This window comes from Streptomyces sp. HUAS MG56, assembly GCF_058673395.1.
In genome coordinates this window covers 2,706,251-2,733,117 of record NZ_CM178722.1, presented here as the reverse complement: position 1 = coordinate 2,733,117, position 26,867 = coordinate 2,706,251, and the positions used below count along the sequence as shown (strand labels likewise).

The 26,867-nt window shown below is 72.8% G+C and carries 26 protein-coding genes and 1 riboswitch; of the genes, 21 read left to right on the top strand and 5 right to left on the bottom strand.

From position 1 onward, the window contains the following. The first annotated feature begins 154 nt into the window (after window positions 1-154). From AC4OXY_RS13035 to AC4OXY_RS12985, 11 genes are all read left to right on the top strand, one after another. The gene (locus AC4OXY_RS13035; protein WP_356032723.1) at window positions 155-1,315 is read left to right on the top strand and encodes an ABC transporter substrate-binding protein; all 1,161 of its coding nucleotides are present in this window, start codon (window positions 155-157) and stop codon (window positions 1,313-1,315) included. Beyond that, window positions 1,312-2,193, top strand: coding sequence for an ABC transporter permease (locus AC4OXY_RS13030; protein WP_491993963.1), 882 nt, complete (start codon window positions 1,312-1,314; stop codon window positions 2,191-2,193). Before AC4OXY_RS13035 ends, AC4OXY_RS13030 begins: the two co-directional genes overlap by 4 nt. After that, a complete protein-coding gene (locus AC4OXY_RS13025; protein WP_356032728.1) occupies window positions 2,178-2,999 on the top strand; it encodes an ABC transporter permease in 822 nt (273 codons plus the stop codon). The genes AC4OXY_RS13030 and AC4OXY_RS13025 overlap by 16 nt, the downstream gene beginning before the upstream one ends. Window positions 3,000-3,007: 8 nt before the next feature. Beyond that, a complete protein-coding gene (locus tag AC4OXY_RS13020) occupies window positions 3,008-4,084 on the top strand; it encodes an ABC transporter ATP-binding protein (RefSeq protein ID WP_402069043.1) in 1,077 nt (358 codons plus the stop codon). A 14-nt stretch (window positions 4,085-4,098) separates the two neighbouring features. Continuing rightward, on the top strand, window positions 4,099-5,565 hold the full coding sequence (locus tag AC4OXY_RS13015) for an HAD-IA family hydrolase (RefSeq protein WP_376294589.1): 1,467 nt from the start codon (window positions 4,099-4,101) through the stop codon (window positions 5,563-5,565). A gap of 94 nt (window positions 5,566-5,659) precedes the next feature. Next, complete coding sequence (locus AC4OXY_RS13010; RefSeq protein WP_491993962.1) at window positions 5,660-8,305, top strand: nitrate- and nitrite sensing domain-containing protein; 2,646 nt, start codon at window positions 5,660-5,662, stop codon at window positions 8,303-8,305. Further along, window positions 8,295-8,747 carry a roadblock/LC7 domain-containing protein gene (locus tag AC4OXY_RS13005; protein WP_356032739.1) on the top strand — a complete coding sequence of 151 codons (453 nt, stop codon included), beginning with the start codon at window positions 8,295-8,297 and terminating at the stop codon, window positions 8,745-8,747. Before AC4OXY_RS13010 ends, AC4OXY_RS13005 begins: the two co-directional genes overlap by 11 nt. Before the next feature lie 7 nt (window positions 8,748-8,754). After that, a complete protein-coding gene (locus AC4OXY_RS13000) occupies window positions 8,755-9,135 on the top strand; it encodes a DUF742 domain-containing protein (protein ID WP_491993961.1) in 381 nt (126 codons plus the stop codon). A 146-nt stretch (window positions 9,136-9,281) separates the two neighbouring features. Next, window positions 9,282-9,932, top strand: coding sequence for a DUF4232 domain-containing protein (locus AC4OXY_RS12995; RefSeq protein ID WP_491993960.1), 651 nt, complete (start codon window positions 9,282-9,284; stop codon window positions 9,930-9,932). Window positions 9,933-10,137: 205 nt separating this feature from the next. Beyond that, entirely contained in the window at window positions 10,138-10,926 is a 789-nt protein-coding gene (locus tag AC4OXY_RS12990; RefSeq protein WP_362821997.1) for a carbon-nitrogen hydrolase family protein, read from the top strand. An 82-nt stretch (window positions 10,927-11,008) separates the two neighbouring features. After that, a complete protein-coding gene (locus tag AC4OXY_RS12985) occupies window positions 11,009-12,706 on the top strand; it encodes a flavin monoamine oxidase family protein (protein ID WP_376294600.1) in 1,698 nt (565 codons plus the stop codon). Window positions 12,707-12,749: 43 nt separating this feature from the next. Here the strand turns inward: AC4OXY_RS12985 and AC4OXY_RS12980 are convergent, their stop codons facing one another. The 3 genes from AC4OXY_RS12980 to AC4OXY_RS12970 all read right to left on the bottom strand — a co-directional run bounded on the left by AC4OXY_RS12980 (window position 12,750) and on the right by AC4OXY_RS12970 (window position 16,034). Next, window positions 12,750-13,679 carry an LLM class F420-dependent oxidoreductase gene (locus AC4OXY_RS12980; RefSeq protein WP_356032752.1) on the bottom strand — a complete coding sequence of 310 codons (930 nt, stop codon included), beginning with the start codon at window positions 13,677-13,679 and terminating at the stop codon, window positions 12,750-12,752. 136 nt (window positions 13,680-13,815) lie between these two features. Further along, window positions 13,816-14,508, bottom strand: a complete 693-nt coding sequence (locus tag AC4OXY_RS12975) for a DUF5995 family protein (RefSeq protein ID WP_491993959.1) — start codon at window positions 14,506-14,508, stop codon at window positions 13,816-13,818. A 134-nt stretch (window positions 14,509-14,642) separates the two neighbouring features. Further along, a complete protein-coding gene (locus AC4OXY_RS12970; protein WP_362822031.1) occupies window positions 14,643-16,034 on the bottom strand; it encodes a uracil-xanthine permease family protein in 1,392 nt (463 codons plus the stop codon). A gap of 142 nt (window positions 16,035-16,176) precedes the next feature. Between AC4OXY_RS12970 and AC4OXY_RS12965 the strand changes: the two genes are divergently transcribed. Then, a complete protein-coding gene (locus AC4OXY_RS12965) occupies window positions 16,177-17,433 on the top strand; it encodes an alginate lyase family protein (protein ID WP_491993958.1) in 1,257 nt (418 codons plus the stop codon). Window positions 17,434-17,519: 86 nt separating this feature from the next. Then, window positions 17,520-17,978, top strand: a complete 459-nt coding sequence (locus AC4OXY_RS12960; protein ID WP_491993957.1) for an acyl-CoA thioesterase — start codon at window positions 17,520-17,522, stop codon at window positions 17,976-17,978. A gap of 31 nt (window positions 17,979-18,009) precedes the next feature. Here the strand turns inward: AC4OXY_RS12960 and AC4OXY_RS12955 are convergent, their stop codons facing one another. Beyond that, the gene (locus AC4OXY_RS12955; RefSeq protein ID WP_491993956.1) at window positions 18,010-19,224 is read right to left on the bottom strand and encodes an MFS transporter; all 1,215 of its coding nucleotides are present in this window, start codon (window positions 19,222-19,224) and stop codon (window positions 18,010-18,012) included. 115 nt (window positions 19,225-19,339) lie between these two features. On the opposite strand from AC4OXY_RS12955, the gene AC4OXY_RS12950 reads away from it, so the two are divergent. Further along, window positions 19,340-20,560, top strand: a complete 1,221-nt coding sequence (locus tag AC4OXY_RS12950; RefSeq protein ID WP_491993955.1) for an ROK family transcriptional regulator — start codon at window positions 19,340-19,342, stop codon at window positions 20,558-20,560. Window positions 20,561-20,623: 63 nt separating this feature from the next. On the opposite strand, the gene AC4OXY_RS12945 is transcribed toward AC4OXY_RS12950, so the two are convergent. Continuing rightward, a complete protein-coding gene (locus AC4OXY_RS12945) occupies window positions 20,624-21,367 on the bottom strand; it encodes an SDR family oxidoreductase (RefSeq protein ID WP_362822003.1) in 744 nt (247 codons plus the stop codon). A gap of 359 nt (window positions 21,368-21,726) precedes the next feature. After that, a riboswitch (FMN riboswitch) is annotated at window positions 21,727-21,857 on the top strand. A 155-nt stretch (window positions 21,858-22,012) separates the two neighbouring features. Here AC4OXY_RS12945 and AC4OXY_RS12940 point away from each other — a divergent pair. The 7 genes from AC4OXY_RS12940 to AC4OXY_RS12910 are packed head-to-tail and all read left to right on the top strand — an operon-like array spanning window position 22,013 to window position 26,753. Further along, complete coding sequence (locus AC4OXY_RS12940) at window positions 22,013-22,621, top strand: riboflavin synthase (protein WP_491993954.1); 609 nt, start codon at window positions 22,013-22,015, stop codon at window positions 22,619-22,621. After that, complete coding sequence (pnuC, locus tag AC4OXY_RS12935) at window positions 22,618-23,259, top strand: nicotinamide riboside transporter PnuC (RefSeq protein ID WP_356032773.1); 642 nt, start codon at window positions 22,618-22,620, stop codon at window positions 23,257-23,259. Before AC4OXY_RS12940 ends, pnuC begins: the two co-directional genes overlap by 4 nt. After that, complete coding sequence (locus AC4OXY_RS12930; protein WP_356032775.1) at window positions 23,256-24,545, top strand: bifunctional 3,4-dihydroxy-2-butanone-4-phosphate synthase/GTP cyclohydrolase II; 1,290 nt, start codon at window positions 23,256-23,258, stop codon at window positions 24,543-24,545. The genes pnuC and AC4OXY_RS12930 overlap by 4 nt, the downstream gene beginning before the upstream one ends. A 23-nt stretch (window positions 24,546-24,568) precedes the next feature. Continuing rightward, window positions 24,569-25,054 (top strand): 6,7-dimethyl-8-ribityllumazine synthase, encoded by a 486-nt coding sequence (ribH, locus tag AC4OXY_RS12925; RefSeq protein ID WP_071375103.1) that lies wholly within the window; start codon window positions 24,569-24,571, stop codon window positions 25,052-25,054. A 34-nt stretch (window positions 25,055-25,088) separates the two neighbouring features. Continuing rightward, window positions 25,089-25,361, top strand: coding sequence for a phosphoribosyl-ATP diphosphatase (locus tag AC4OXY_RS12920; protein WP_007491392.1), 273 nt, complete (start codon window positions 25,089-25,091; stop codon window positions 25,359-25,361). 52 nt (window positions 25,362-25,413) lie between these two features. Continuing rightward, window positions 25,414-26,271 (top strand): ATP phosphoribosyltransferase, encoded by an 858-nt coding sequence (gene hisG / locus AC4OXY_RS12915; RefSeq protein ID WP_356032778.1) that lies wholly within the window; start codon window positions 25,414-25,416, stop codon window positions 26,269-26,271. 17 nt (window positions 26,272-26,288) lie between these two features. Beyond that, window positions 26,289-26,753, top strand: a complete 465-nt coding sequence (locus tag AC4OXY_RS12910) for a PH domain-containing protein (RefSeq protein WP_356032780.1) — start codon at window positions 26,289-26,291, stop codon at window positions 26,751-26,753. Window positions 26,754-26,867 lie beyond the last annotated feature (114 nt).

Sequence of the window (26,867 nt, the reverse complement as noted above, 5' to 3'; positions counted from 1 at the left end):
TTTCTGGGTGATCCGTGTCAACTGTAAGTGTGCAGGGAAACTCGGGTTTGTGTTCGGCTGGTGTTTACGGAACGGTCATCAGGGGCGGGCGTACTGGGGCCGACTTGTTCAGACAAGTTCTCCCACCCTCGCCATGTGTCCCCCTGGAGAGACCGTGACCGTGTCCCTGCCGAGAAACGCCGTCCTCGGCGGTTCCCTCGCCGTCGTCGCCGCGCTCGCCCTGAGCGCCTGCGGTGCCGCCCCCGACAACGCGTCGACCACCACCAAGGACGGCAAGAACGCCGCCACCGCCACCTCCGCCGCCGCCTTCGGCGGCATGGACGCCCTCGTCAAGGCGGCCAAGAAGGAGGGCACGCTGCACATCATCGCGGTGCCCCGCGACTGGGCCAACTACGGCGCGATCATCGACGGCTTCCAGAAGAAGTACGGCATCAAGATCGAGGACGAGAGCCCCGACGGCACCAGCCAGGACGAGATCAACGCCGTCACCTCCCGCAAGGGCCAGGACCGCGCCCCCGACGTGCTCGACCTGGGCTCGTCGTTCGCGCTGAGCGCCGCCCAGCAGGGGCTGCTCGCGCCGTACAAGGTGACCTCCTACGCCGACCTCCCCGAGGCCCAGAAGGACCCGCAGGCCCGCTGGTACAACGACTACGGCGGCTACATCTCCATCGGCTGCGACGACAAGCGCGTCAAGGACTGCCCGACCAGCTTCAAGGACCTGCTCAAGCCGGAGTACAAGGGCCAGGTCGCCCTCAACGGCAACCCCACCAAGTCCGGCTCCGCCTTCGGCGGCGTCTACGCGGCCGCCCTCGCGAACGGCGGCTCGTTCGACAACATCCAGCCCGGCCTGGACTTCTTCGCCAAGCTCAAGCAGAACGGCAACTACACGCCCGTCGAGTCCACCCCGGCCACCGTCGAGAAGGGCGAGACGCCCATCTCCATCGACTGGGACTACCTCAACGCCGGGTACGCCGACGAGTTCAGGTCCAAGGGCCTGGACTGGAAGGTGAACATCCCCACCGACGGCCAGTACGCCCAGTACTACTCCCAGGCCATCAACAAGGACGCCCCGCACCCGGCGGCCGCCCGCCTGTGGCAGGAGTACCTCTACAGCGCCGAGGGCCAGAACCTGTGGCTCAAGGGCTACGCCCGCCCGGCCCTGATGGCCGCCCTGGAGAAGGCCGGCACGCTGGACAAGACGGCCGCCGCCAAGCTGCCCAAGGTCAGCGGCACGCCCTCCTTCCCGACCGAGACCCAGCAGAGCAAGGCCAAGACGGTCATCGCTCAGGGCTGGGGGAAGGCCGTCTCCGGATGACCGCCGCTCTCACGCGTGCGGACGTGGCGCCCGTCGCTTCGGCGAAGCGGCGGCGCCGCGCCCCCGGCTGGCTCGCCGTCGTACCGCTGCTGGTCTTCGCGGCCGTCGCCTTCGGCCTGCCCGCCTTCGCCATCCTCGACGGCGCCTTCACCGTCGAGGGGCACTACGGGACGAGGAACCTGACCGACTCGCTCCAGGGGCCGTACCTCACCTCCCTGCTCGGCAGCGTCAAGCTGTCCGCCCTCGCCGCCGCGCTCGGCGCGCTGCTCGGGCTGCCGCTCGCCCAGGCCGTGGTCGGCTCCCGCTCCCGCTGGCTGCGCGAGGCCGTGCTGACCGCCTCCGGCGTGCTCGCCAACTTCGGCGGCGTCCCGCTGGCCTTCGCCTTCGTCGCCACCCTCGGCAACGCGGGCGTCCTGACCGTGCACCTCGGCCTGAAGGACAGCGGCTGGAACCTCTACAGCTTCTGGGGTCTGGTCCTCGTCTACCTGTACTTCCTCATCCCGCTCATGGTCCTCACCATCACCCCCGCGCTGGACGGCCTGCGCACCCAGTGGCGGGAGGCCGCGCTGAACAACGGCGCCACCGGCGTGCAGTACTGGCGCCATGTCGCCCTGCCCGTCCTCGCGCCCTCGCTGCTCGGCGGACTCGTGCTGCTCTTCGGCAGCGCCTTCGCCGCCTACGCCACCGCCGCCGCCATGGTCGGCAGCGCGGTCCCGCTGGTCACCCTCCAGATCGCCGACGCGCTGTCGGGCAACGTGCTGGTCGGCCAGGAGAACATCGCGCTCGCCCTCAGCCTCGACATGGTCCTGGTGGCCGGCCTGGTGATGGCCGTGTACCTGCCCCTGCAACGCCGGAGCGCCCGATGGCTCGACGCCTGACCCCCTGGCGCTGGGCCGTCCTCGGCCTCGCCGCCCTGTACTTCCTGGTGCCGCTCGGCGCGTCCGTCGTCTTCACCGTCGACGAGCCCGGCCGGGGCGTCTCCTTCGACGCCTACACCAAGATCCTGTCCACCGACGGCTTCGTCTCCAGCCTGCTGCTCTCGCTGGAGCTGGCCCTGGCCACCATCGCGGCCGTCCTGCTGCTGATGGTGCCCGCCATGGTCGCCCTGCGGCTCGGCGCGCCCCGGCTGCGGCCGGTGGTGGAGATCGTCTGCTCGCTGCCGCTGGTGGTGCCGCCGATCGCGTTCGTGGCGGGCATCGTCAGCGTGCTGAAGTGGGGCCCCGACCATCTGTCGCGCACCCCGCTGTTCGAGACGTTCGTCGCGATCCAGAACCCGAGCTTCCCGGTCGTGCTCGTCCTCGCCTACGTCGTCATGGCGCTGCCCTTCGTGTACCGGGCGCTGGACGCGGGCCTGCGCGCCATCGACGTACGCACCCTGGTCGAGGCCGCCCGCAGCTGCGGCGCCTCCTGGCCGCAGGCGCTGGTCCGGGCCGTGCTGCCCAACATCCGCGGCGCGCTCCTCAACGCGGGCTTCCTCACGCTGGCCCTGGTGCTCGGCGAGTTCACCGTCGCCCAGCTGCTCGGCTACCAGCCCTTCGCCGTGTGGATCTACAACGTCGGCGGCTCGCAGGCCCAGATGTCCGTCGCCGTCTCCGTGCTCAGCCTGCTCGTCACCTGGGCCCTGCTCCTCGCGCTCGCCGGCGTTGGCGGCGGACGCAACCGAACCGCGAACTCCCGGGGATGACACCGACCATGACCGCCACCACCCTTGAGAAGGCCACGGCCGAGAAAGCCGCGACCGTCGAATTCCGTTCCCTGCGGCGGGAGTTCGGGGCCACCGTCGCCCTCGACGGACTCGACCTCACCGTCCGCCCGGGGGAGTTCCTCGCCCTCCTCGGCCCCTCCGGCTGCGGCAAGACCACCGCACTGCGCATGCTCGCCGGGTTCGAACACCCCGACTCCGGCGCGGTGCTGGTGGACGGCGAGGACGTCACCCACGTCCCGGCGCACCGCCGCGACGCCGGGATGGTCTTCCAGTCGTACAGCCTCTTCCCGCACCTGAACGCCGTCGACAACGTCGCCTTCGGACTGCGCATGCGCGGCGTCCGCACGGGCGAACGGCGCTCCCGCGCCGCCGAGTTGCTGGACCTGGTCGGCCTCGGCGACAAGGGCGAGCGCTATCCGCACCAGCTCTCCGGCGGCCAGCAGCAGCGCATCGCGCTGGCCCGCGCCCTCGCGCTGCGCCCGCGCGTGCTGCTCCTGGACGAGCCGCTGTCCGCGCTCGACGCCAAGGTGCGGCTCACCCTGCGCGAGGAGATCCGCCGGCTCCAGCAGGAACTCGGCATCACCACCCTGTTCGTGACGCACGATCAGGAGGAGGCCCTGTCCGTCGCCGACCGGGTCGCCGTGATGCGCGCCGGGCGCCTCGAACAGTGCGCCGGGCCCGCCGAGTTGTACGGCCGTCCCGCCACCGCCTTCGTCGCCGAGTTCGTCGGCACGATGAGCCGGATCCCGGGCGAGCTGGCCGACGGCACCGTCCAGGTGCTCGGGCAGCGGCTGCCCGCCGACGGCGACGTACCGGACGGTCCGGTCGACGTGCTGGTGCGCCCCGAGGCCGTCCACGTCTCGGCCGACGAGCAGGGCGCCGCCCGCGTCGTCGCCACCGCCTTCCTCGGCGCGGTCGTCCGGGTCACTGTACGGCTCGCCGACGGCACCGAGGCCAAGGCCGACCTGCCCGCCCACGAGGCCGCCGGACTCGGCGCCGGGGCCGCCGTCACCGTGTCGCTGCCCGAGCGGGCCGTGCTGGTGGCCGAACGTATCCAGAAGTGAGGAATGACCCGAACGTGACCCCCCACACCCCCCAACTCCCCCCGCAGGCAGTCCTGTTCGACATGGACGGCACGCTCGTCGACACCGAGCGGCTGTGGTGGGAGGCGGTCGAGCAGGTCGCCGGACGGCCGCTGACCGAGGCCGACCAGCCCGAGGTCCTCGGCCGGCCCGTCGAGCACACCGCCGAGTGGCTCGGCGCGGCCACCGGCCGGTCCGCCCGGGACCTCGCCGCCGACCTGCACCGCGAGTTCGCCGACCGCGTCCGCACCGGCATCGTGCCCCGCCCCGGCGCCCTTGACCTGCTGGCCGCGCTGGCCGCCGCCGGCGTCCCCACCGCCCTGGTCACCGCGTCCCCGCGCGCGGTCGCCGACGTCGTCCTCGACGCGCTGGGCGCCGGGTGGTTCGCGGCCTCCGTCACCGCCGACGACACACCCCGCACCAAGCCCGCCCCGGACCCGTATCTGGCCGCCTGCCGTGCGCTGGGCGTCGAGCCCACCGCCTGTGTGGCCGTCGAGGACACCGAGACCGGGGTCGCCTCCGCCGAGGCCGCCGGCTGCGCCGTACTCGCCGTGCCGTCGCTCGCCCCGATCGGTGCGGCACCCGGCCGGACCGTGCGGGAGAGCCTGGCGGGGGTCACGGTCGAGGAGCTGGGGCGGATGGTGACGCCCGAACTGCGGGTGATGAGCTGGAACCTGTGGCTCGGCGGCATCATGGTCGACGACCACCGGGCCAAGCAGCTCAAGGTCATCCTGGAGAGCGGCGCCGACGTCGTCGGGCTCCAGGAGACCGGCGGCACGGCCGCCCAGGAGCTGGCCGAGGCGCTCGGCTGGCACCACCACCGGGCCGGCGAGAACCTCGGCGTCCTCAGCCGCCACCCGATCACCGCCCGCCTCGGCGACCCCGACGTCGGCTTCTACGGCGCGGCCGGCGTCCGCATCGCCGTCGCGCCCGGCCGCGAGGTCGACGTGTGGACCGCGCATCTGCACTACACGCCGTACGGGCCCTACGAGTCCGCCTTCGACGGGCTGCCGGCGGCCGAGCTGATCGCCCACGAGGGGGTCCGGCTCTCACAGATGCGGGACACCCTGCGCCGGATCGCCGAGTCGTGCGCCGACGGCGTCCCGGTCGTCCTCGTCGGCGACTTCAACTGCCCCTCGCACCTGGACCGGACGGACGTGGTCTGGCCGGTCACGAAGGCGGCCGAGGAGGCGGGCTTCGCCGACTCCTACCGCGAGGCCCACCCGCACCCCGCCGCCGCGCCCGGGCACACCTGGTCGCCGATCCACACCGTGCACGAGGACGGCAGCGGGCGGCCCGAGCCGCAGGACCGGATCGACTACGTCCTGCACCGGGGCCTGACCGTACGGGACGCGCGCACCCTCGTCACCGGCAGCCCGCGTCCCTGGCCGGACGTGGCGGACAACGACTGGCCCTCGGACCACGCGGCGGTCGTCACGACCTTTGCCCCGGCCCCGAGGTGACTCGGGGTTACCGCAGGTCACCATTGCGGCACGGAGATCGATCCCGTAGGGTCTGCCGCGCTCTCTACTGACTGGTAACACCGGCAGGTACTTCATGCGCTGGCCACTCCGCCGCCCCACCACCGTCCGCACGCGGATCGTGGCGCTCGCGCTCGCCCCGGCCGTCGCGCTGATGGCGCTGTGGAGCTTCGCCATGTGGTCCGTCACCGGCGAACTGCGCGCACTGGTCCGGGTCCAGGGGGTGTACGACGACTTCGGCACCCCCGTGGACACCGCGATCGGGCAGCTCCAGATCGAGCGCCGGATGTCCGCCGCCTACCTGGGCAGCCGCCTCGACACGGCCGCCGCCGGGCAGTTGCTCGGCCAGCAGCGCCGTACCGACCAGGCCGTCGAGGCCATGAAGCGGGCGGTCCAGGGCGGGGACCGCAGCCGGCTCACGGCACGGCAGCGGCAGGCCCTGGACTCCGTGGTCGCTGCCACCGGCCGGCTGGAGGTGCTGCGCGAGCGCGTGCTGAACCGGCAGATCACCTGGGACCAGGCCGTCACCCGGTACAGCGCGCTCGTCGAGCCCGGCTTCGACGTGCAGTCCACGCTCACCGCCCTCCAGGCCGGCCAGCTCGCCCGCGAGGCCCAGGTCGTCATCGAGCTGGTGCGGGTGCGGGAGTTCGTCTCCCGCGAGGACGCGCTCGTCGCCGGGGCGCGGGCGGCCGGCACGCTGACCGGCGGGCAGTACGACACGCTGACCGCGACCATCGAGGACCGGCGCGTCTTCGAGCGGACGTACGTACCGGACCTGCCCGCCGACTCGCGCGGCCTGTTCGAGGACTTCCAGCGCGGTGACCTGTACCGCTCGCTGACCCGGGGCGAGGACGCCCTGCTGCGGGCCGGTGCCGCCGGTGCCGGGAAGGCGGTCGCCGCGAACACCTGGCGCTCGACCGTCGACCGGGCCGTCGTCCGCTACCGCGAGCTGTGCACCAGCTCCGCCGAGAACTCCGCCGCGCGCGGGCGCTCCTTCGCCTACCGGGAGCTGATCAAGGCGGCGGTGGTCGGCGGGGTCGGGCTGGCCGCCGCCGGGGTGTCGCTGTGGTTCGCGGTGCGCGGCGCCCGGCGCATCTCGCGGCGCCTGGAGACCCTGCGGGACGCGGCCGACGTCCTCACCCGCGACCAACTCCCGGACGTCATGCGGAGGCTGAGCGCCGGGGAGGACGTGGACGCGGGGGCGGCGGCGCCGCCGCTGGCCGCCGACGCGCTCCACGACGACGAGATCGGGCAGGTCGGCCGCTCGTTCAACACCGCCCGGCTCGCCGCCGTCGAGGCCGCCGTCCAGCAGGCCGGGCTGCGGCGCGGGCAGTTCGCGGTGCTGCTCACCATCGCGCGCCGCAACCAGGCGCTCGTGCACCGGCAGCTCAAGCTCGTCGACACGCTGGAGCGGCGCACCGAGGATCCGGACGTGCTGCGCGAGCTGTTCCGCATCGACCACCTCACCACCCGCATGCGACGGCACGCGGAGAGCCTGATCATCCTCTCCGGTGCCGCACCCGGCCGCCGCTGGCGCCGGCCGGTGCCGCTCGCCGACGTCGTCGCCTCGGCGGTCGGGGAGATCGAGGACTACGCGCGCGTGGTGGTGCCGCCGATGCCCGAGGTGGGGGTGGCCGCGGACGCCGTCGCCGACGTCGTCCACCTCGTCGCCGAACTCCTGGAGAACGCCACGGTGTTCTCGCCGCCGCACACCCAGGTCACCCTGCGCAGCGGGCGGGTCGGCAGCGGGTTCGTCCTGGAGATCGACGACCGCGGGCTCGGCCTCGACGCCGACGCCCGCGACGGGGCGTACGCCACCCTCACCGCCCCCGACGCCTTCGACCCCACCCGCCACGACCGGCTGGGCCTCTACGTCGTCGGCCGCCTCGCCGCCCGCCACGGCATCGAGGTCAGCCTCCGGGACTCGCCCTACGGGGGGACGACGGCGCTGGTGCGGTTGCCTGCGGCGCTGCTCGCGGAGGTCACCCCGGCGCAGGCCGCCACGGCGGAGCCCGCCCTGGCCGCGGACGAGCCGGTGCCGGCGGGCGGCCGGCGGGCCGCGGGAACGCTGGGCGCGGTACGGGAACTGCCGGTCAGGAACGCCACGGCACGCGGCCGGTCGGCCGAGGACGCGGTCGTACAGGAACTGCCCGCCAGGGGCCCGGCCCTGCGGGGACTGCCTCCCGGGGACGGGGACGGGGACGGGGACAGCGACGGCGACGTGCGGCGGCTGCCGTCCGGGGACGGGAGCACACGGGGACTGCCCACCGGGTACGCGGACGTACCCGCGCTGCCGGCCAGGAAGCGGACCGGACCCTCGGCCGCCGGACCCTCGGCCGCCGGGCGCCCGGCACCGGTGCGGGAGCCGTCCGCCGCCGAACCTGCCGCGGAATCCGCCGCCGCGCCGGAAGCCTCGGCCCGGCCGGAACAAGGCCCCGCCCCCGCCCTCCCCACCCGTACCCGGCAGGCCTCCCTCGCCCCCGAGCTGCGGGACGACGCGCCGGTGCGCCCGGACACGCCCGAGCGCCCGATGGACGCCGAGGAGATGCGGGCGATCTTCGGCGCCTTCCAGCGAGGGCTCGACCGCGGCCGCAAGGGCCTGCCCGCACACCACGAGACGGCCCCCGGCCGGGAGACCCCCGGCACCGAAGGCACCACCCCCCACGCAGGCGAAGCAACGACCGACGCCCACGAAGGGACGGAGACCGACGATGACCGGTGACGAACAGCCCGGTGACGACCACGGGCCCGAGCGGTCCGCCGCGCCCGGCGGAGCGGTCGGCACGGATCTCGGCTGGCTGCTGGACGACCTCGTGGCGCGCACCGGGGACGTCCGGCAGGCCGTGCTGCTCACCGCCGACGGACTGCCGCTCAGCAGCTCCGACGGCATGCGCCGGCGCGACATCGAGCATCTGGCCGCCATCTGCTCCGGCTTCCACGGCCTCGCCCGCTCGGCGGGCGAGCGGTTCGCCGCGGGCGCGGTGCGCCAGACCATGGTGATGCTCGACGACGCCTACCTCTTTATCACCCCGGCCGGCCATGGCACCCGGCTCGCCGTCCTCAGCGAGGCCCGCACCGACGTCGGCCAGCTCGCCCACGAGATGGCCCTGCTCGTCCGCCGTCTCGGCCGCCACCTGGACACGGCCGCCCGCACGGGCTCCTGATCCCACCGTGAGCGACGAGCACTGGTACGAGGACGAGACCGGGCAGATGGTGCGGCCCTACACCGTGACCCGGGGCCGCACCCGGCCCTCCGGCGCGCACGCCATCGACCTGATGTCCCAGGTCAGCGCGGTGGAGACCGAGGGGCCGGGGTCGGACATCGACCACGCCGGTGTCGCCCTGCTCGACCTGGTCCGCCGCGGCCGGCGGCCCGTCGTGGAGCTGGCCGCGGACGCCGACCTGCCCCTGACCGTGCTGCGGGTCCTGCTCGGCGACCTGGCCGAGGCGGGCCTGATCCGCATCGACGCGCCCCGCCGCGCCCCGGCGGGCGCTCCGGGCGCCGACCCGGGGCTGCTGCGCGAGATCGTGGCACGGTTGCGTGAGATATGAGCAGGTCCGGGGACTCATGTAACAGGCATGTACGAGGCGGGTGACCGGCGGAACGGCACGGGTGCCCGCGGCGGTCTCACCGGGTGGCACGTGACCAGTGCCGCTCACGCTCGTTGCGTGAGGCGACAACGCCTTGAAGGGGAACCATGCGCGTCCAGAAGCTCTCGCTGCTCGCCGTCGCCGCCGTCGCGGGTCTGTCGCTCACCGCCTGCTCGGGAAGTGACAGCGGCTCCTCCGGCAGGAGTGACTCCTCCACCCCGGGCCGGGGCGCCGCCTCCCAGGGCTCCGGCGCCCAGGACTCCGGCACGCAGAGCACCGGCGGCAGCGGCGCGGCCTCCGGCAAGGGGACCAGCACCGGCACCGGCCAGGCGGGTACGAACGGCGGTGCCGCCGTGGGCGGCGGCGCGGGTGTCTGCAAGACCTCCCAGCTCGCCTTCAGCACCTCCGGCGGCATGGCCGAGGGCGAGCTGATCGTGAACCTGAAGAACACCGGCTCCGCCACCTGCGCCCTCAAGGGCTTCCCCGGCGCCGACCTGAAGAGCAAGGACGGCAGGATCAGCGCCAGGCGCAGCTCGGTCGCCCCCGTGCCGGTGCGCGTCAAGCCCGGCGAGGAGACCCGGTTCACGCTGCACTACCCGCCGAACAACTCCGGCGGCACCGGCGAGACCTTCACCACCCTCGTCGTCACCCCGCCGGGCGAGACCCACTCCCACAGCCTGCCGGTCGGCGTCAACGTCCCCGTCACGGACGGCGCCGACGGCGCGATCACCGTCGACCCGGTCGGCACCGGGAAGTAGTACCTGACGTCACCCGTGCCCCGTCCACCACCTGCGCCGCAGGGGACGGGGCACCGTCGTGCGGGCGCGCAACGAATCGCCGTATCGCCCCCGTCGCACGCAACGAACCGCGCACAGGCGCGCAACGGCTCCTTCTTGTCCGGCCGAGCGCGCCGACCGTACCGTCTTCGTGGCCCCCAAAGTCCCTCTCCGGTGAGGATCACGCATGCGCACCGCCCTGCTCCAGAGCTCCGGCCGCCCCGGCTCGACCGTCGAGAACCTGAAGGTCCTCGACGCCGCCGCGGGCCGGGCCGCCGCCGCGGGCGCCGCGCTGCTCGCCGCCCCGGAGATGTTCCTGACCGGCTACGCGATCGGCGACGACATCGGCCGCCTCGCCGAGCCCGCCGACGGCGACAGCGCCGACGCGATCGCCGAGACCGCCGCCCGGCACGGCATCGCGATCGTCTACGGCTACCCGGAGCGCGACGGCGAGAGCGTCTTCAACTCCGCCCAGCTGATCTCCGCCGACGGCACCCGCCTCGCGAACTACCGCAAGACCCACCTCTTCGGCTGCTTCGAGCGGGACCACTTCACGCCCGGCGACCAGCCGGTGGTCCAGGCCGAGCTGAACGGCCTCACCGTGGGCCTGATGATCTGCTACGACGTCGAGTTCCCGGAGAACGTCCGCGCCCACGCCCTGGCCGGCACCGACCTCCTGGTCGTCCCGACCGCGCAGATGCACCCCTTCCAGTTCGTCGCCGAGTCCCTCGTGCCGGTGCGGGCCTGGGAGAACCAGATGTACGTCGCGTACGTCAACCGGGTCGGCCGGGAAGGGGAGTTCGAGTTCGTCGGGCTGTCCGTCCTCGCCGGTCCCGACGGGGTCGCCCGCACCCGGGCCGGCCGCGGCGAGGAGCTGGTGTTCGCCGACGCCGACCCCGCCTTCCTCGCCGCCTCCCGCGAGGCCAACCCGTACCTGGAGGACCGCCGCCCCGGTCTGTACGGGTCCCTGACCTGACACACCCCTGAGCCTTCCCCCTGAGCTTCCCCCGAACTTCTGAACTTCCCCCGAGTTCTTTCGCGCAAGGAGTCCGCACCCCATGACGTCCACGGTGCCCAACGCCGTCGAGCACACCGACGGGCAGCAGCCGCCGATCACCATGTTCGGCCCGGACTTCCCGTACGCCTACGACGACTTCCTCGCCCACCCGGCGGGCCTCGGCCAGATACCCGCGACCGAGCACGGCACCGAGGTCGCGGTCATCGGCGGCGGGCTGTCCGGCATCGTGGCCGCCTACGAGCTGATGAAGATGGGCCTCAAGCCCGTCGTCTACGAGGCCGACCGGATCGGCGGGCGGCTGCGCACCGTCGGCTTCGAGGGCTGCGACGAGTCCCTGACGGCGGAGATGGGCGCGATGCGCTTCCCGCCGTCCTCGACCGCCCTCCAGCACTACATCGACCTGGTGGGCCTTGAGACCCGGCCCTTCCCCAACCCCCTTGCCGAGGCGACGCCGTCGACCGTCGTCGACCTCAAGGGCGAGTCGCACTACGCCGAGACGATCGACGACCTGCCCCAGGTGTACCGGGACGTCGCCGAGGCCTGGAACAAGTGCCTCGAAGACGGCGCCGACTTCTCCGACATGAACCGCGCCATGCGCGAGCGGGACGTGCCGCGCATCCGTGAGATCTGGGCGAAGCTGGTCGAGAAGCTCGACAACCAGACCTTCTACGGCTTCCTCTGCGACTCCGAGGCGTTCAAGTCCTTCCGGCACCGCGAGATCTTCGGCCAGGTCGGCTTCGGCACCGGCGGCTGGGACACCGACTTCCCGAACTCCATCCTGGAGATCCTGCGCGTCGTCTACACCGAGGCCGACGACCACCACCGCGGCATCGTCGGCGGCTCCCAGCAGCTGCCGCTGCGCCTGTGGGAGCGCGAGCCGGAGAAGATCGTCCACTGGCCCTACGGCACCTCGCTGAAGTCCCTGCACCCGGACGGCGAGCCGCACCCGGCCGTGACCCGGCTGCACCGCACCGCGGGCGGCCGGATCACCGTTACCGACGCGAACGGTGACATCCGCACCTACCAGGCGGCCGTCTTCACCGCCCAGTCGTGGATGCTGCTGTCCAAGATCGCCTGTGACGACTCGCTCTTCCCGATCGACCACTGGACCGCCATCGAGCGCACCCACTACATGGAGTCCAGCAAGCTCTTCGTCCCCGTCGACCGGCCCTTCTGGCTGGACAAGGACGAGGAGACGGGCCGGGACGTCATGTCGATGACGCTCACCGACCGCATGACCCGCGGGACGTACCTGCTGGACGACGGCCCGGACAAGCCGGCCGTGATCTGCCTGTCCTACACCTGGTGCGACGACAGCCTGAAGTGGCTGCCGCTGTCCGCGAACGAGCGGATGGAGGTCATGCTGAAGTCGCTCGGCGAGATCTACCCGAAGGTCGACATCCGCAAGCACGTCATCGGCAACCCGGTGACCGTCTCCTGGGAGAACGAGCCCTACTTCATGGGTGCGTTCAAGGCCAACCTGCCCGGCCACTACCGCTACCAGCGGCGCCTGTTCACGCACTTCATGCAGGACCGGCTGCCCGCGGACAAGCGGGGCATCTTCCTCGCCGGCGACGACATCTCCTGGACGGCCGGCTGGGCCGAGGGCGCCGTCCAGACCGCGCTGAACGCGGTCTGGGGCGTCATGCACCACTTCGGCGGCACGACCGACGCGGCGAACCCCGGCCCGGGCGACGTCTACGACGAGATCGCCCCGGTGGAGCTTCCCGAGGACTGACCGGGTCCGGCGGGAGCAGCGACCAAGGCGCGGCCGGCCGGCCTCAGACTCCGGCCGCCCGCGCCTTTTCGAACACCTCGGCGGCGACGTCCTTCAGCTCCTCGGCGTCCCGCGCGCCGCTCTGCACGTCGATCAGGAACTCGTCCATGCCCATCTCGGTGAACGGCACGAGGTCCGCCACGATCTGGTCGACGCTGCCCTGGAACATCCTGCGGTCGGCGCCCTCGTGGGGCTTCGCCTCCAGGGCGGTGTTCACCCGCAGCACCGTCCGGATCGGCTTCGTACGGCCCCGCTCCTCGGCCAGCTCCCGCAGCTGCCGCCACTGGGCCGCGACCTGCTCGACGCTGAAGCCCGCAGGCAGCCAGCCGTCGGCGTGGTCGACCAGCCGCCGGAACGCCCGCTGGTTGCTCGCGGCCAGCAGGATCGGAATCGGGCGCACGGGCTTGGGCCCGACCACCGCGGAGGCGATCTTGGTGAGCGAGCCGTCGTAGACGACCGGATCCGGGCCCCACACCGCCCGGCTCACCTCGATGATCTCGTCCAGCACCTTGCCGCGCTCCGCGAAGGGCCGCACGGAGGAGGCCGCGTACTCGTCGAGGGACCAGCCGGTGCCGAGGCCCGCGAGGACCCGGCCGCCGCTCGCCGCGTCCAGCGACGCGAGGGCCTTGGCGAGCTGGAACGGCACGTGCAGCGGCGCCACCAGGACGCTGGAGCCCAGCTCCGCCCGCTCGGTGGCCGCCGCGGCCAGGGTGAGGGTGACCAGCGGGTCCGCCACGTTGCGGTACTCGTCCGGCCAGGGCACGCCGTCCATGCCGTACAGCCCCTGGGTGGCGGGCTCGGGGAACAGGGCCCGCTCGAAGACCCACAGGCTTTCGTAACCGGTCCGTTCGGCGGCGCGGGCCACGTCGGGCACGTCCGAGCCGAGGGAGTACTGCCGCATCTGGGGAAGACCGAGACCGAGCCGTGCTGCCATGACCGCTCCTTGTGACGGATGACCGGGGTACCGGACGACAACGTACGGAGCGGACACGGCTGTTCCACGGCGGCTCGCGCGAGGGTCCGGATCCGGCCAGTTCCGCCGGGCGGTCGGCTGTCGGATCGGCCTGGGGTCAGATCAACTCGGGGAGCGGGGTGAGCAGCATCCGGCCCGCGAACCCCACGGCCGCGTCGAGCCGTTCGGTGAACGCGTCGGCGACGTCGCCGCAGTGGCGCAGTGCCCACAGCGCCCGCGCCGCCACCCAGGTCGCCTCCCGGGCCCGCTCCAGACTCCAGGAGCCCAGCAGATGGGTGAGCGGATCGGCGACCTGGAGCAGATCGGGGCCCGGCATCAGATCCTCGCGGACACGCTCCTCCAGCGATACGAGGAGCTCGCCCACGCGGTCGAACTCGTCCTCCAGATCGTCCGGTTCGCAGCCGAGCGCACCACAGGCGTCCACCACGGCGAGCGCCAGGTCGTGCCCGATGTGCGCGTTGATGCCCGCCAGGGCGAACTGCAGCGGCCGTACCCCGGGATGGCCGCGGAGCTGGAACAGCGGGCGCCAGCAGGCGGGCGGACGGCGGTCCGCCGACGCCGCGTCGACCGCCGCCAGATAGCGCCGCGCGAACCGCACGTCCAGCGTGACCGCCGCCCGCGGGTCCTCGAACTCCCCGGCGTCCAGGCGCCGGTCGACCTCCTCGGTGACAGTGAGGTAGACGCGGTTGAACACGGCGACCCCGTCGTGCTCGGGCAGGGCCGCGTCGATCGCGCGCATCCGGGCGATCACCGCGTCGACGGGAGTGGTGAAGTGTTCCAACTGCGCCATGGGGGAAGGGTCCCAGTCCTGCGCCGGGCGGCGAGCCGACCGGCCCGGCGCTTCGCCGGAACGGGGGAACGGCACGGTGCCAGGCGCCTCGCGGACCGCCGGGCCGCGCCCCGGCTCCCGGGCCCGTCCCGCGCCTACGACGTGGCGCGCGGCTCGTCCGCGTCGTAGCGGGAGGTGCCCTCGTCCAGCAGAGGACGCTGCGTCTTGAGATGGGCCGGGGCGAAGGCGCGCAGGGCGTGGTAGCCGGTGATGACGACCAGGGTGCCGAGGGCGATGCCGCTGAGCGAGAAGTTGCTGGTGAACTTCATGCTGACGTTGCCGACGCCGATGATGATGCCCGCGGCGGCCGGCACCAGGTTCAGCGGGTTGCGCAGGTCCACCTTGGCGTTGAGCCAGATCTGGGCGCCCAGCAGGCCGATCATGCCGTAGAGGATGACGGTGATGCCGCCGAGGACACCGCCCGGGATCGCGGCCACGATCGCGCCGAACTTCGGGCAGAGGCCGAAGAGCAGGGCGAAGCCGGCGGCGGCCCAGTAGGCGGCGGTGGAGTAGACGCGGGTGGCGGCCATGACGCCGATGTTCTCGGAGTACGTGGTGTTCGGCGGGCCGCCGACGGCCGTGGACAGCATGGAGGCGACGCCGTCCGCCGAGATCGCCGTGCCGAGCTTGTCGTCCAGCGGGTCGCCGGTCATCTCGCCGACCGCCTTGACGTGGCCCGCGTTCTCCGCGACCAGGGCGATGACGACCGGCAGCGCGACCAGGACCGCGGACCACTGGAAGGACGGCCCGTGGAAGTGCGGCAGGCCGATCCAGTCGGCCTTGGAGACGCCGGAGAGGTCCAGGCGCCAGTGGTCGGTGACCGTGCCGCTCGCGCTCACCGAGTGGATCTTGCCGAAGACCCGGTCGAACGCCCAGGAGATGCCGTACCCGAAGACCAGCCCGAGGAAGATCGCGATCCGGGACCAGAAACCGCGCAGACAGACCACGGCCAGCCCGGTGAACAGCATGACGAGCAGGGCGGTCCACTGGTCCTGCGGCCAGTAGGTGGAGGCGGTGACCGGGGCGAGGTTGAAGCCGATCAGCATGACGACCGCGCCGGTGACGATGGGCGGCATGGCCGCGTGGATGATCCGCGCGCCGAAGCGCTGCACCGCGAGCCCGACCAGGAACAGCGCCACGCCGACGACGAACACCGCGCCGGTCACCGTGGCGCTGGTCCCGCCCTGGGCGCGGATGACGGCGGCCACCCCCACGAACGACAGGGAGCAGCCGAGGTAGCTCGGCACCCGGCCGCGCGTGGCCAGCAGGAAGATCACGGTCGCCACGCCCGACATCATGATCGCGAGGTTCGGGTCCAGGCCCATGAGCACGGGGGCCACGAAGGAGGCGCCGAACATCGCGACCACGTGCTGGGCGCCGAGGCCCACGGTCCGGGGCCAGGTGAGCCGTTCGTCGGGGCGTACCACCGCTCCGGGCGCGGGCGTGCGCCCGTCACCGTGCAGTTTCCAGCGCACGCCGAGGTCCATGGTGGGGTTTCGCTTTCTTGCGTACATGAAGACGGTCCGCACCATTGTCACGGGTGACGAGCGGTCCTACGCTCACACGGTCCTACTCATGAACCAAGTTCAGGTATCTGACCGGTTCGACTGGCTCGGATGGGAGCCCCGGATGAGTGGAAGATCCCGTGCGGCCGTGCTGCTCGCCGCCGTGGTGGCGTTCGGCGCGGTGCTCGTCCCGGCCGCGCACGCCGCGCCGAAGGCCCCGCGCACCGTCGTGCTCGACGGCGCCCGCCTCCAGCAGACCCGGGCCCGGCTGGGCCACGACCCCCAACTCCGGCGCGCGCTCAAGGAGTTGACCACCCGTGCTGACACCTGGCTGGACCAGGGCCCCTGGACGGTCGTCGACAAGCCGAGGCCCGCGCCCGGCGGCGACGTCCACGAATATCTGAGCCAGGCCCCCTACTGGTGGCCCACGACCACCCCCACCGCCGACAACCCCTGGGGCTGCCCCTACGTCCAGCGTGACGGACAGCGCAATCCCGAGGTCGACAGCGGCACCGACCGGCAGGACGCCGAGAAGGTCTTCGACTCGACGTACGACCTCGCACTCGCCTGGTACTACACCGGCAGGCAGGCCTACGCCGAGAAGGCCGGGCAGATCCTGCGCACCTGGTTCCTCGCCCCGGCCACCCGGATGAACCCCGACCTCGACCACGCCCAGTTCATCCCGTGCACGTACGACGGCCGGGCCATCGGCATCATCGACTTCTCCCAGTCGTACACCAGCGTCCTCGACGCCCAGGCGATCCTGGCCACCGGCGCGCCCGGCTGGAGCGCGCGGGACCGGACGGCGATCGGTGCGTGGAACGCCGGCTTCCTGGACTGGCTGAAGAACAGCGCCTTCGGCAAGGAGGAGGGCGCCGCCGCCAACAACCACGGCACCTTCTACGACATGCAGCTCGCCGCCCTCGCCCTCGCCACCGGCGACACCGCGCTGGCCCGGCGGACCGTGCTGGACGCGCGCGCCCGGCGCATCGACCCGCAGATCGCGGCCGACGGCGGCCAGCCCCAGGAACTCGCCCGCACCCGCAGCTGGCACTACTCGACCTTCGACCTCGTCGCCCACACCCGGCTCGCGGCCATCGGCCGGCACCTGGGCGTGGACCTCTGGTCGTACCGGGGTCCGGACGGGCAGGGCCTGGTCAAGGCGGTCGACTACCTGCTCCCGGCGGCGACGGGCGCCGCCGCCTGGTCGCATCCGGAGCTGGAGTTCCACCGGTACGCGGCCACCGACGTCGTCCACGCGGCGGCCGACGCGGGGGACCGGGCGGCCGCGAAGGCCGTCGCCGCACTGGAGGCGCCGCCCGGCGGCGACCTGTGGGCGCTGCGTCCCGCGGCCGAGCAACTGGACTCCATCGCGGGCTGACCTCTGCCCGACGGGCTCCGGCCAGGGCTCCTGAGCGGTCGCTTAGTATGTGGTTGTCCTTGCAACCATGTTCAGGAGCCCCACCCGTGACCGCCGAAGCCCCGAGCGCGCCCGTCCTCTCCTACGGTCGGCTGATCCCCGTCACCGTCCACTTCGACGACCTCGACGCCCTCGGACTCCTGCACAACGCCCGCTACCCGCTGCTGGTCGAGCGCGCCTGGACCGAGCTGTGGAACGAGCACGGCGTCCGCTTCGACGGCGACTGGCACGCGGCGGGTGACGCCTGCAACGCGGTGCGCGAACTGCGCATCAGCTACGAGGCGCCCGTGACCAGCCCCGGTGCGTACGCCGTCCACCTCTGGCTGGACCGGCTCGGCACCACCGGCCTGACCTACGGCTTCCGCTTCTGCTCGGCCGACGGCACGCGGACGTACGCCGAGGGCGCCCGGGTGCTGGTCCGGCTCGACGCCGGCACCCTGCGCCCCACGCCCTGGACGGACGGCTTCCGGGCCGTCGGCCGGGAACTGCTGCGCCCGGCGGGCTGACGTTCCGCGGGGGCGTCTGCCGGGGCGTCTCTCAGGGGCGCGGGTCGGGTACGGCGGCGGGGCGCACGCCGGCCTTCGGGTGGCCGCCGCGCTCGGCGGTGCGCAGCACCCCCGCGAACACCGCGAGCCCGCACGCCAGCGCCGTCACCACGCCGAACGACACCACCAGGCTGGTCGCCTGGGCCACCCCGCCGATCAGGCTCGGCGCGATCAGCCCCGAGGTGTAGGTGATCGTCGCCACGCCCGCTATGGCCTGGCTGGGGTTTGGCCCCGCGTGCCCGGCCGCCGCGAAGCACAGCGGTACGACCACCGCGATACCGAGCCCCATCAGCCCGAACCCGGCCATCGCCACCGCCTGTTGCCCGGCGACGACGATCAGCAGGCCGCCCAGCACGGCCAGCACCCCGCCGGCCCGGACGGTACGGACCGCGCCGTACCGGTTCACCACCGCGTCCCCGGCGATCCGCGCCACCGCCATGGTCAGCATGAACCCGGTCGTACAGGCCGCCGCCACCCCGGCCGAGCTGTCCAGCCGGTCCCGCAGGAAGACCGCCGACCAGTCCAGGCTCGCGCCCTCCGCGAACACCGCGCAGAAGCCGACCGTGCCGATCAGCAGCGCCGAGCGCGGCGGCAGCGCGAACCGCGGCGGCGGCTCCTCGTCCGCGGCCGGCTGGAGGTCCGGCACCCAGGAGCAGGCCACCGCTCCGAGCACGGTGAGCACGGCGGCGGCCAGCAGGAAGTGCACGCGGGCGTCCGCCCCCAGATGTGCTGCGAGCGTGCCGGCCGCCGAGCCGGTCAGCGCCCCCGCGCTCCACATGCCGTGCAGCCCCGACATGATCGACTTGCCCAGCAGCCGCTCGACCTCGACACCGAGCGCGTTCATCGTGACGTCGGCCGTCCCCGCGCTCGCGCCGTAGACGAACATCGCCAGGCACAGGGTGTACAGGTTCGGCGCCAGCGACGGCAGGACCAGCGACATCGTCCACAGCGCGAGCAGCCCGCGCAGCGCCGTACGGCTGCCGAAGCGGTGGCTGATCCGGCCCGCGAGCGGCATCGCGCACGAGGCGCCGAGCGCCGTGAACGCCAGCGCGAAGCCCAACTGGCCCGCGCCGAGCGAGGCATGGTCCTGGATCCACGGCACCCGGGTGGCGAAGGAGCCGGTCACGGCGCCGTGCACGGCGAACACCGCCGCCACGGCGTACCGGGCGCGCCTCACCCCGCCGGGTGCGTGTCCCACGTCACTCATGTTCCCGTCCCTCCCCGGTCCGGTCTCACCTCCGGGCGACTGGGCGCCCCTGCGGCACGCGGCGTAAACTATCAGGGACCCTTCCTGATAGATAGACGGCTCTAGGATTCCCGTCATGCCCGCATCGCCCAGCACCGCCCGGGCCATCAACGACCGCCTCGCCCTGCGGCTGCTCCAGCAGGAAGGCCCGCTGACGGCAGGGCAGTTGAAACAGCTGACCGGGCTGTCCCGGCCGACGGTCGCCGACCTCGTGGACCGGCTCGCCGACGCCGGGCTGATCACGGTGGTCGGCGAGTCGGGGGAGCAGCGCCGCGGCCCGAACGCCCGGCTCTACGGCATCGTCGCCGACCGCGCCCACCTGGCCGCGCTGGACGTCCGTACCGAGGGTGTCTTCGTGCTGGTGTCGGACCTGGTCGGGCGGGTGCTCGCCGAGGCGTCCGTGCCGATCGGCGGGGACACCGGCACCGGGTCCGCCGTGGAGCAGGCGGTGGCCGCGGTGGAGCGCGCCGCCAAGGAGGCCGGTGCGGACCGGCTGCACACCGTCGGCATCGGCGCGCCGGGCCTCGTCGACCCGGCCACCGGCGACCTGCGCGACTCCGGCGGGCTGCCCGAGTGGCACCGCAGCCTGTCCGCCGCCCTCCAGGATCGCCTCCCGGGCGCCCGCGTCACCGTGGAGAACGAGACCAATCTCGCCGCCCTGGCCGAGCAGCGCGAGGGCGCCGCCCGGGACCGGGACACCTTCGTCCTGCTCTGGCTGGGCCACGGCGTCGGCGCGGCGGTCGTCCTCGACGGCACCCTGCGCCGCGGTGCCTCGGGCGGCACCGGCGAGATCGGCTTCCTGCCCGTCCCGGGCGCCGGCGCACTGCCCTCGGCGCAGGACTGCGACGGCGGCTTCCACTCCCTGGCCGGAGCGGCGGCGATCGGCGCTCTGGCGACGTCCTGCGGCCTGCCGGCACCGCCCCGCCCGGACGGCCCGGGCGCGGCGGAGATCGTGCGGGCGGCGGTGGCGGCAGAGGGTCGCGAGGAAGCGGTCGATACGGGTGCCGGTCCGCCCGCCACCCGCTTCCTGCACACCCTCGCCGATCGGCTCGCGGTCGGGGCCGCCTCCGTCGTGGCCGTCCTGGACCCCGGCTGCGTGGTGCTCGGCGGGGAGGTCGGGCGGGCCGGGGGTGCGGTGCTCGCGGGGCTGGTGGCGGAGCGGCTGCGCGGGATGTCACCGCTGCGCACGGAGGTCCGGGCCGGCACCCTCGGCGGCACGGCCGTCCTGCGCGGTGCACTCCTGACGGCCCGGGACCGCGCCCAGGACGACCTGTTCAGACCCCCGGGCCTGACCTGACCCCTCCCCGTCTGGATACGGCCCCGCGTGCCGCACCCCTCCCGAACGGCCCCCGCTTCTCCGTCAGTTGCCGAAGCGGCGCTCCAGGTACTCCTCGAACGTCACCTGGCCCACCGCCCGCTCCGGTGCCAGGTGCCCGCCCGCGCGGAAGGCGCGGCACGTCCGGCCGGGCAGCGGTACCCGGACCACGCCTCGGCGGCGGCCGGTCGCCTTCAGATAGGCGCGGGCCAGGGAGTCGAAGGAGCGGACCTCGGGGCCGCCCATGTCCGGGACCCGTCCGGCCGGTGCGGCGAGTGCCAACTCGGCCAGCCGGTCGGCGACTTCGGTCACCTCCACCGGCTGGTCCGGCACCCCGGCCGGGAGCGGCAGGACGGGCGACCTGGCCAGTGCGCCCAGCACCGTCGCCACCAGGTCGTGGAACTGGGTGGCGCGCAGCAGCGTGAAGCCGAGCCCCGACTCCTCGATCAGCCGTTCCACGGCCAGCTTGGACCTGTAGTAGCCGAGCGGCACCCGGTCGACCCCGACGATCGAGATGTACACCAGGTGGGCCACCCCGGCCCGCCGCGCCGCCGAGACGAGACGGCCGGCCGCCTGCTCGTCGCCGCCGCGCGGGCTGCTCGCGCAGTGCACCACCGTCCCCACACCCGCCAACGCGGCGTCCAGGCCCGCTCCGCCCGCGCGCAGATCGACGGCGTACGGCTGCGCGTGCCGGCTGAGCACCCGCACCACCTGCCCGTTTGCCCGCAGCCGTTCCGTCACACGGCGGCCGAGCGTGCCGGTCCCGCCGGTCACCAGGATCGTGGTCATGCTGTTCCCGTTCCTCCGGACTCCGGGTACCCCCGGTCGGAGCACCCCTCGCCAGTGGAAACCGGACGGCCGCGGGAATCGTGACATCGCGGCGACGGACGTCGCGCGCCCTGGCGGTCCGGCGGCGGGCAAGGGCCGTCGTCACCGCCACCGGACCCGTCCGCACCCTAAAAGGACTAGACCAGTACGGTCAATGGTCCGGGCCACCATCCGGGGCACCGTCAACCGGACGTCCCGGAACGGCAGTTGTCCCGTGCGGCTGCGCCGCGCAAGGGTGCCGGCACACACTGTGAGGGAGGCCACACGCTTCGCCTGTCTGGATGCCGGTCCGGCGTGGCACACTGGCCCTGTACCAGAAGCAGCGCACTCCGGGGTCGGTGAAAGTCCGAACCGGCGGTTACAGTCCGCGACCCGGCCGCTTCCAGCGGCCGGTTGACCAGGTGAAATTCCTGGACCGACGGTTAAAGTCCGGATGGGAGGCAGTGCGCGGCGAGCGGGCACGTCTGTCGTGTGCGCCGTCGTATCTGGGCTCGTCCGTACCCGGACGGGTCCTTGTCGGCGTCGTCCCTTCGTGCTCACTCGTACCTGCTGTCGTCATCGACAGGCCCCGGAGTCCGTGCCCGAAGAGGCAGGAGGACCCGGGAAGTGTTCACCGGAATCGTCGAAGAGCTGGGTGAGGTCACCGCCGTCGAGAACCTCGGCGACGCCTCCCGCTTCAAGCTCCGTGGTCCCGTCGTGACCGAGGGCGCGCAGCACGGCGACTCCATCGCCGTGAACGGCGTCTGTCTCACCGTCGTCGAGCACGAGGGCGACGAGTTCACGGCCGACGTCATGGCCGAGACCCTGAAGCGCTCCAGCCTCGGCGCGCTCACCGTCGGCTCCCGCGTCAACCTCGAACGCCCCACCGCCGTGGGCGCCCGTCTGGGCGGCCACATCGTGCAGGGCCACGTCGACGGCACGGGCCAGGTGCTCGCCCGCACGCCCTCCGAGAACTGGGAGATCGTGAAGATCTCCCTCCCCGCGGACCTCGCCCGCTACGTGGTCGAGAAGGGCTCCGTCACCGTCGACGGCATCAGCCTCACCGTCGTCGATGCCGGCCCGGACTACTTCACCGTCAGCCTCATCCCGACCACCCTCGACCTGACCACGCTCGGCGTGAAGCAGGCCGGCGACCCGGTCAACCTGGAGGTCGACGTCATCGCCAAGTACGTCGAGCGCCTCCTCGGCGACCGTGCCCAGGGAGCCGGCAAGTGAACTGGCTGAACTCCGAGGCCTTCACCCTCTTCGGCCAGCGCATCATCTGGTCGGACATGGTCGGCAACATCCTCGGCCTGATCACCCTCGCCCTCGGCTGGCGCCGCTCCCTGTGGACCTGGCCCGTGCAGTTCCTCTCCGGCCTCGTCCTCTTCGCCGCCTTCTACGGCCATCTGACCGGCAGCGCCGGCAAGCAGGCCGTCGTCATGGCCGTTGCCCTGTACGGCTGGTGGCAGTGGCAGCGCACCAGGGACCGCGCCGGCGACGGCCACATCACGCCCCGCTTCGCCACCTGGCGCGAGCGCGCGGCCATGCTCGCCGCGGCCGCCGTGGGCACGGTCGCCGTCGCCCTGTTCTTCCAGGCGTACCCGAGCCTGTCCTGGGACCCCTGGCCGGACGCGTACATATTCGTCGGCACCGTCGTCGCGATGTACGCCCAGGCCAAGGGCATGGTCGAGTTCTGGATCGCCTGGCTCCTCGTCGACGTCGTCGGCGTTCCCCTCAACTTCACCAACGGCTACGCCTTCTCCGGTTTCGTCTACGTCATCTACGGCGCGCTCGTCCTGTGGGGCATGCGCGACTGGTGGCTGCGCTCCCGCAGGCGTCCGCAGCCCGTCCTGGAAGGAGCTCCGGCATGACCGCGGCACCTCTGCTCCACGACATCGATCCCCTTGAGGACTTCCTGCTCGACCCCGTCGAACAGGCCATCGCCGACATCGCCGCGGGCCGCCCGGTCGTGGTCGTGGACGACGAGGACCGGGAGAACGAGGGCGACCTCGTCATCGCCGCCGAGAAGGCGACCCCCGAGATCGTCGCCTTCATGATGAGCGAGTGCCGGGGCCTGATCTGCGCCCCCATGGAGGGCGAGGAACTCGACCGGCTGCGGCTGCCGCAGATGGTCGAGGACAACACCGAGTCGATGAAGACCGCCTTCACCGTCTCCGTGGACGCCTCCGCCGCGCACGGCGTGACCACCGGCATCTCCGGCGCCGACCGCGCCACCACGCTCCAGCTGCTGGCGAGCGGCACCGCCGAGCCGACGGACTTCGTCCGCCCCGGCCATGTCTTCCCGCTGCGCGCCAGGCCCGGCGGTGTCCTCGTGCGCGACGGCCACACCGAGGCCGCCGTCGACCTCGCCCGGCTCGCGGGCCTGCGCCCGGCCGGCGCCATCGTGGAGATCGCCGGCGAGGACGGCCGGATGCTCCGGCTGCCCGAGCTGGTCCCGTTCGCCCGCAAGCACGGCCTCACGATCATCTCCATCGAGGACCTGATCGCCTACCGCCGCAGCAGCGAGCCCACCGTCCGCCGCGAGGCCGAGACCCGGCTGCCCACCGCCCATGGCACCTTCACCGCCTACGGCTACCGCGCCGTCGCCGACGGCGTCGAGCACGTCGCCCTCGTGCACGGCGAGATCGGCGACGGGGAGGACGTCCTGGTCCGCGTCCACTCCGAGTGCCTCACCGGCGACGTCTTCGGCTCCCTGCGCTGCGACTGCGGCCCCCAGCTGGACACCTCGCTGGAGCGCATCCAGAAGGAGGGCCGGGGTGTCGTGGTCTACCTGCGCGGACACGAGGGCCGCGGCATCGGCCTGCTGTCCAAGCTCCGGGCGTACGAACTCCAGGAGCAGGGCCGCGACACGCTCGACGCCAACCTCGAACTCGGCCTGCCGGCCGACGCCCGGGACTACGGCGCGGGTGCGCAGATCCTGGCCGACCTCGGCGTGCGCAGCGTCCGGCTCATGACCAACAATCCGGACAAGACGGACGCGTTGCGTAGCCACGGCATCAAGGTCACCGACCGCGAGCCGATGCCGGTCCAGGCCGGGGAGCACAATCTGCGGTACCTGCGCACCAAGCGCGACCGGATGGGCCACGACCTGCCCTGGCTCGACACGCCCGCCGTGGCGGCCTGCGGCAACCAGTAAGCAAGAAAGCACTGAGGAGAAACGTGAGCGGCAAGGGTGCACCGGAGCTGTCCGTACGGGGCGCGAGCGACCTCAGGGTCGCCGTCATCGCGGCGCAGTGGCACGAGAAGGTGATGGACGGTCTGGTGAACGGCGCCCTGCGCGCCCTGCACGACCTGGGGATCGACGAGCCGACCCTCATCCGGGTCCCCGGCAGCTTCGAACTCCCGGTCGCCGCCAAGGTCCTCGCGGGCCGCGGCTACGACGCGGTGGTCGCCCTCGGCGTCGTCATCCGCGGCGGCACGCCCCACTTCGACTACGTGTGCCAGGGCGTCACCCAGGGCCTCACCCAGGTCAGCATCGAGACCGGCGTCCCCGTCGGCTTCGGCGTGCTCACCTGCGACACCGAGGAGCAGGCCCTGGACCGGGCCGGCATCGAGGGCTCCAACGAGGACAAGGGGCACGAGGCGGTGACGGCGGCGGTGGCGACGGCGGCCACGCTGCGCTCAGTATCCGAACCCTGGCACTAGGTCGGCCACCACAGCGGCTAGGGTGGGGCACACCATGTCCAAGAAGACGTTCGAGGAGCTCTTCACCGAGCTCCAGCACAAGGCCGCCCACGGCGATCCCGCCACCTCCCGCACCGCAGAGCTGGTCGGCAAGGGTGTCCATGCCATCGGCAAGAAGGTCGTCGAGGAGGCCGCCGAGGTCTGGATGGCCGCCGAGTACGAGGGCAAGGAAGCCGCCGCCGAGGAGATCTCGCAGCTGCTCTACCACGTCCAGGTGATGATGGTCGCCCGCGGGATCTCCCTGGACGACGTCTACGCCCACCTGTGAACAGCCTGCCGTACCAGCCGTAAAACCCCTTCACGCAAAGGAAGCCGACCTCATGCTGCGCATCGCCGTCCCCAACAAGGGTTCCCTGTCCGGCCCTGCGGCGGAGATGCTGCATGAGGCCGGCTACCAGCAGCGCCGCGAGTCCAAGGAGCTCCGGATCGTCGACCCGGAGAACGAGGTCGAGTTCTTCTACCTCCGTCCCCGCGACATCGCGATCTACGTCTCCTCCGGCCGCCTCGACATCGGCATCACCGGCCGCGACCTGCTGATCGACTCCGGCGCCGGCGCCGAGGAGATCCTCCCGCTCGGCTTCGCCCGCTCCACCTTCCGCTTCGCCGCCAAGCCCGGCACGGCGAACGGCATCGCGGACCTCAAGGGCAGGACGGTCGCCACCTCCTACGAGGGCATCGTCGCGGGGCACCTCGCGGAGCGCGGCGTCGACGCCTCCGTCGTCCACCTCGACGGCGCCGTCGAGACCGCGATCGAGCTCGGCGTCGCCGAGGTCATCGCCGACGTCGTCGAGACCGGCACCAGCCTGCGCAACGCCGGCCTGGAGGTGTTCGGCGAGCCCATCATGAAGTCCGAGGCGATCGTCATCCGCCGCACCGGCGCCGACGCCGCGGAGGCCGCCGAGCCGAAGGTCCAGCAGTTCCTGCGCCGCCTCCAGGGCGTCCTGGTCGCGCGGACGTACGTGATGATGGACTACGACTGCCGCGTCGAGCAGCTGGAGAAGGCCGTCGCGCTCACCCCCGGCCTGGAGTCCCCGACCGTCTCGCCGCTGCACAACGAGGGCTGGGTCGCGGTCCGCGCCATGGTCCCCGCCAAGGAGGCGCAGCGGATCATGGACGACCTCTACGCCATCGGCGCCCGCGCCATCCTCACCACGGCCATCCACGCCTGCCGCCTGTAAGAGGGGTACGCCGACCGATGTCCGACCCGACCTCCCTTCCCGACCTCCCCGTCACCTTCCGGCCGGGCCACACCCGGGCCATCCTGCTCACCGCCGGCGTGGCGATCTTCCTGACCATCACGGCGGTCGGCCTGCTGCTGGAGCAGCTGGGCCCGGGCGAGCGGCTCAGCTTCGTCGTGACCGGAGGGCTCGTCTTCTGGGTGCTCGCCGTGCTGGCCCGGATCAGGGTGGTCGCCGACGACTCCGGCGTCACCGTGGTCAACATCGCCAGCAAGCGGCGCCTGGAATGGGCGGAGATCGTTCAGGTGAACCTCCGCCCGGGCGACCCGTGGGTGTTCCTCAACCTCAGCGACGGCACCAGCCTGCCGGCGCTCGGCATCCAGCCGGGCCTCGCCAAGCAGCGTGCCATTGCCGACGCGCGGGCCCTGCGGGCGCTCGCCGAGGCCCGCTCGACGGTCGACGGCGCCCACGACCGGGGCTGACCCGGCTGCCGAGCACGGCCCTCAGGGGCCCGTCGCGGCTGCCTCGGGGGCGGCTCCGGGCTCACTCGGGGGCAGATCGGGGCCGACTCCGGGGCGCCCACCCTGCCCGAGCGG

Bases quoted from the DNA above. Each gene is read 5' to 3' on its own strand.
- AC4OXY_RS13030 (WP_491993963.1), top strand. From the start codon at position 1,312: ATGACCGCCGCTCTCACGCGTGCGGACGTGGCGCCCGTCGCTTCGGCG.
- AC4OXY_RS13025 (WP_356032728.1), top strand. From the start codon at position 2,178: ATGGCTCGACGCCTGACCCCCTGGCGCTGGGCCGTCCTCGGCCTCGCC.
- AC4OXY_RS13020 (WP_402069043.1), top strand. From the start codon at position 3,008: ATGACCGCCACCACCCTTGAGAAGGCCACGGCCGAGAAAGCCGCGACC.
- AC4OXY_RS13010 (WP_491993962.1), top strand. From the start codon at position 5,660: ATGCGCTGGCCACTCCGCCGCCCCACCACCGTCCGCACGCGGATCGTG.
- AC4OXY_RS13005 (WP_356032739.1), top strand. From the start codon at position 8,295: ATGACCGGTGACGAACAGCCCGGTGACGACCACGGGCCCGAGCGGTCC.
- AC4OXY_RS12995 (WP_491993960.1), top strand. From the start codon at position 9,282: ATGCGCGTCCAGAAGCTCTCGCTGCTCGCCGTCGCCGCCGTCGCGGGT.
- AC4OXY_RS12990 (WP_362821997.1), top strand. From the start codon at position 10,138: ATGCGCACCGCCCTGCTCCAGAGCTCCGGCCGCCCCGGCTCGACCGTC.
- AC4OXY_RS12985 (WP_376294600.1), top strand. From the start codon at position 11,009: ATGACGTCCACGGTGCCCAACGCCGTCGAGCACACCGACGGGCAGCAG.
- AC4OXY_RS12980 (WP_356032752.1), bottom strand. From the start codon at position 13,679: ATGGCAGCACGGCTCGGTCTCGGTCTTCCCCAGATGCGGCAGTACTCC.
- AC4OXY_RS12975 (WP_491993959.1), bottom strand. From the start codon at position 14,508: ATGGCGCAGTTGGAACACTTCACCACTCCCGTCGACGCGGTGATCGCC.
- AC4OXY_RS12970 (WP_362822031.1), bottom strand. From the start codon at position 16,034: ATGGACCTCGGCGTGCGCTGGAAACTGCACGGTGACGGGCGCACGCCC.
- AC4OXY_RS12965 (WP_491993958.1), top strand. From the start codon at position 16,177: ATGAGTGGAAGATCCCGTGCGGCCGTGCTGCTCGCCGCCGTGGTGGCG.
- AC4OXY_RS12955 (WP_491993956.1), bottom strand. From the start codon at position 19,224: ATGAGTGACGTGGGACACGCACCCGGCGGGGTGAGGCGCGCCCGGTAC.
- AC4OXY_RS12950 (WP_491993955.1), top strand. From the start codon at position 19,340: ATGCCCGCATCGCCCAGCACCGCCCGGGCCATCAACGACCGCCTCGCC.
- AC4OXY_RS12945 (WP_362822003.1), bottom strand. From the start codon at position 21,367: ATGACCACGATCCTGGTGACCGGCGGGACCGGCACGCTCGGCCGCCGT.
- AC4OXY_RS12930 (WP_356032775.1), top strand. From the start codon at position 23,256: ATGACCGCGGCACCTCTGCTCCACGACATCGATCCCCTTGAGGACTTC.
- AC4OXY_RS12920 (WP_007491392.1), top strand. From the start codon at position 25,089: ATGTCCAAGAAGACGTTCGAGGAGCTCTTCACCGAGCTCCAGCACAAG.
- hisG (WP_356032778.1), top strand. From the start codon at position 25,414: ATGCTGCGCATCGCCGTCCCCAACAAGGGTTCCCTGTCCGGCCCTGCG.
- AC4OXY_RS12910 (WP_356032780.1), top strand. From the start codon at position 26,289: ATGTCCGACCCGACCTCCCTTCCCGACCTCCCCGTCACCTTCCGGCCG.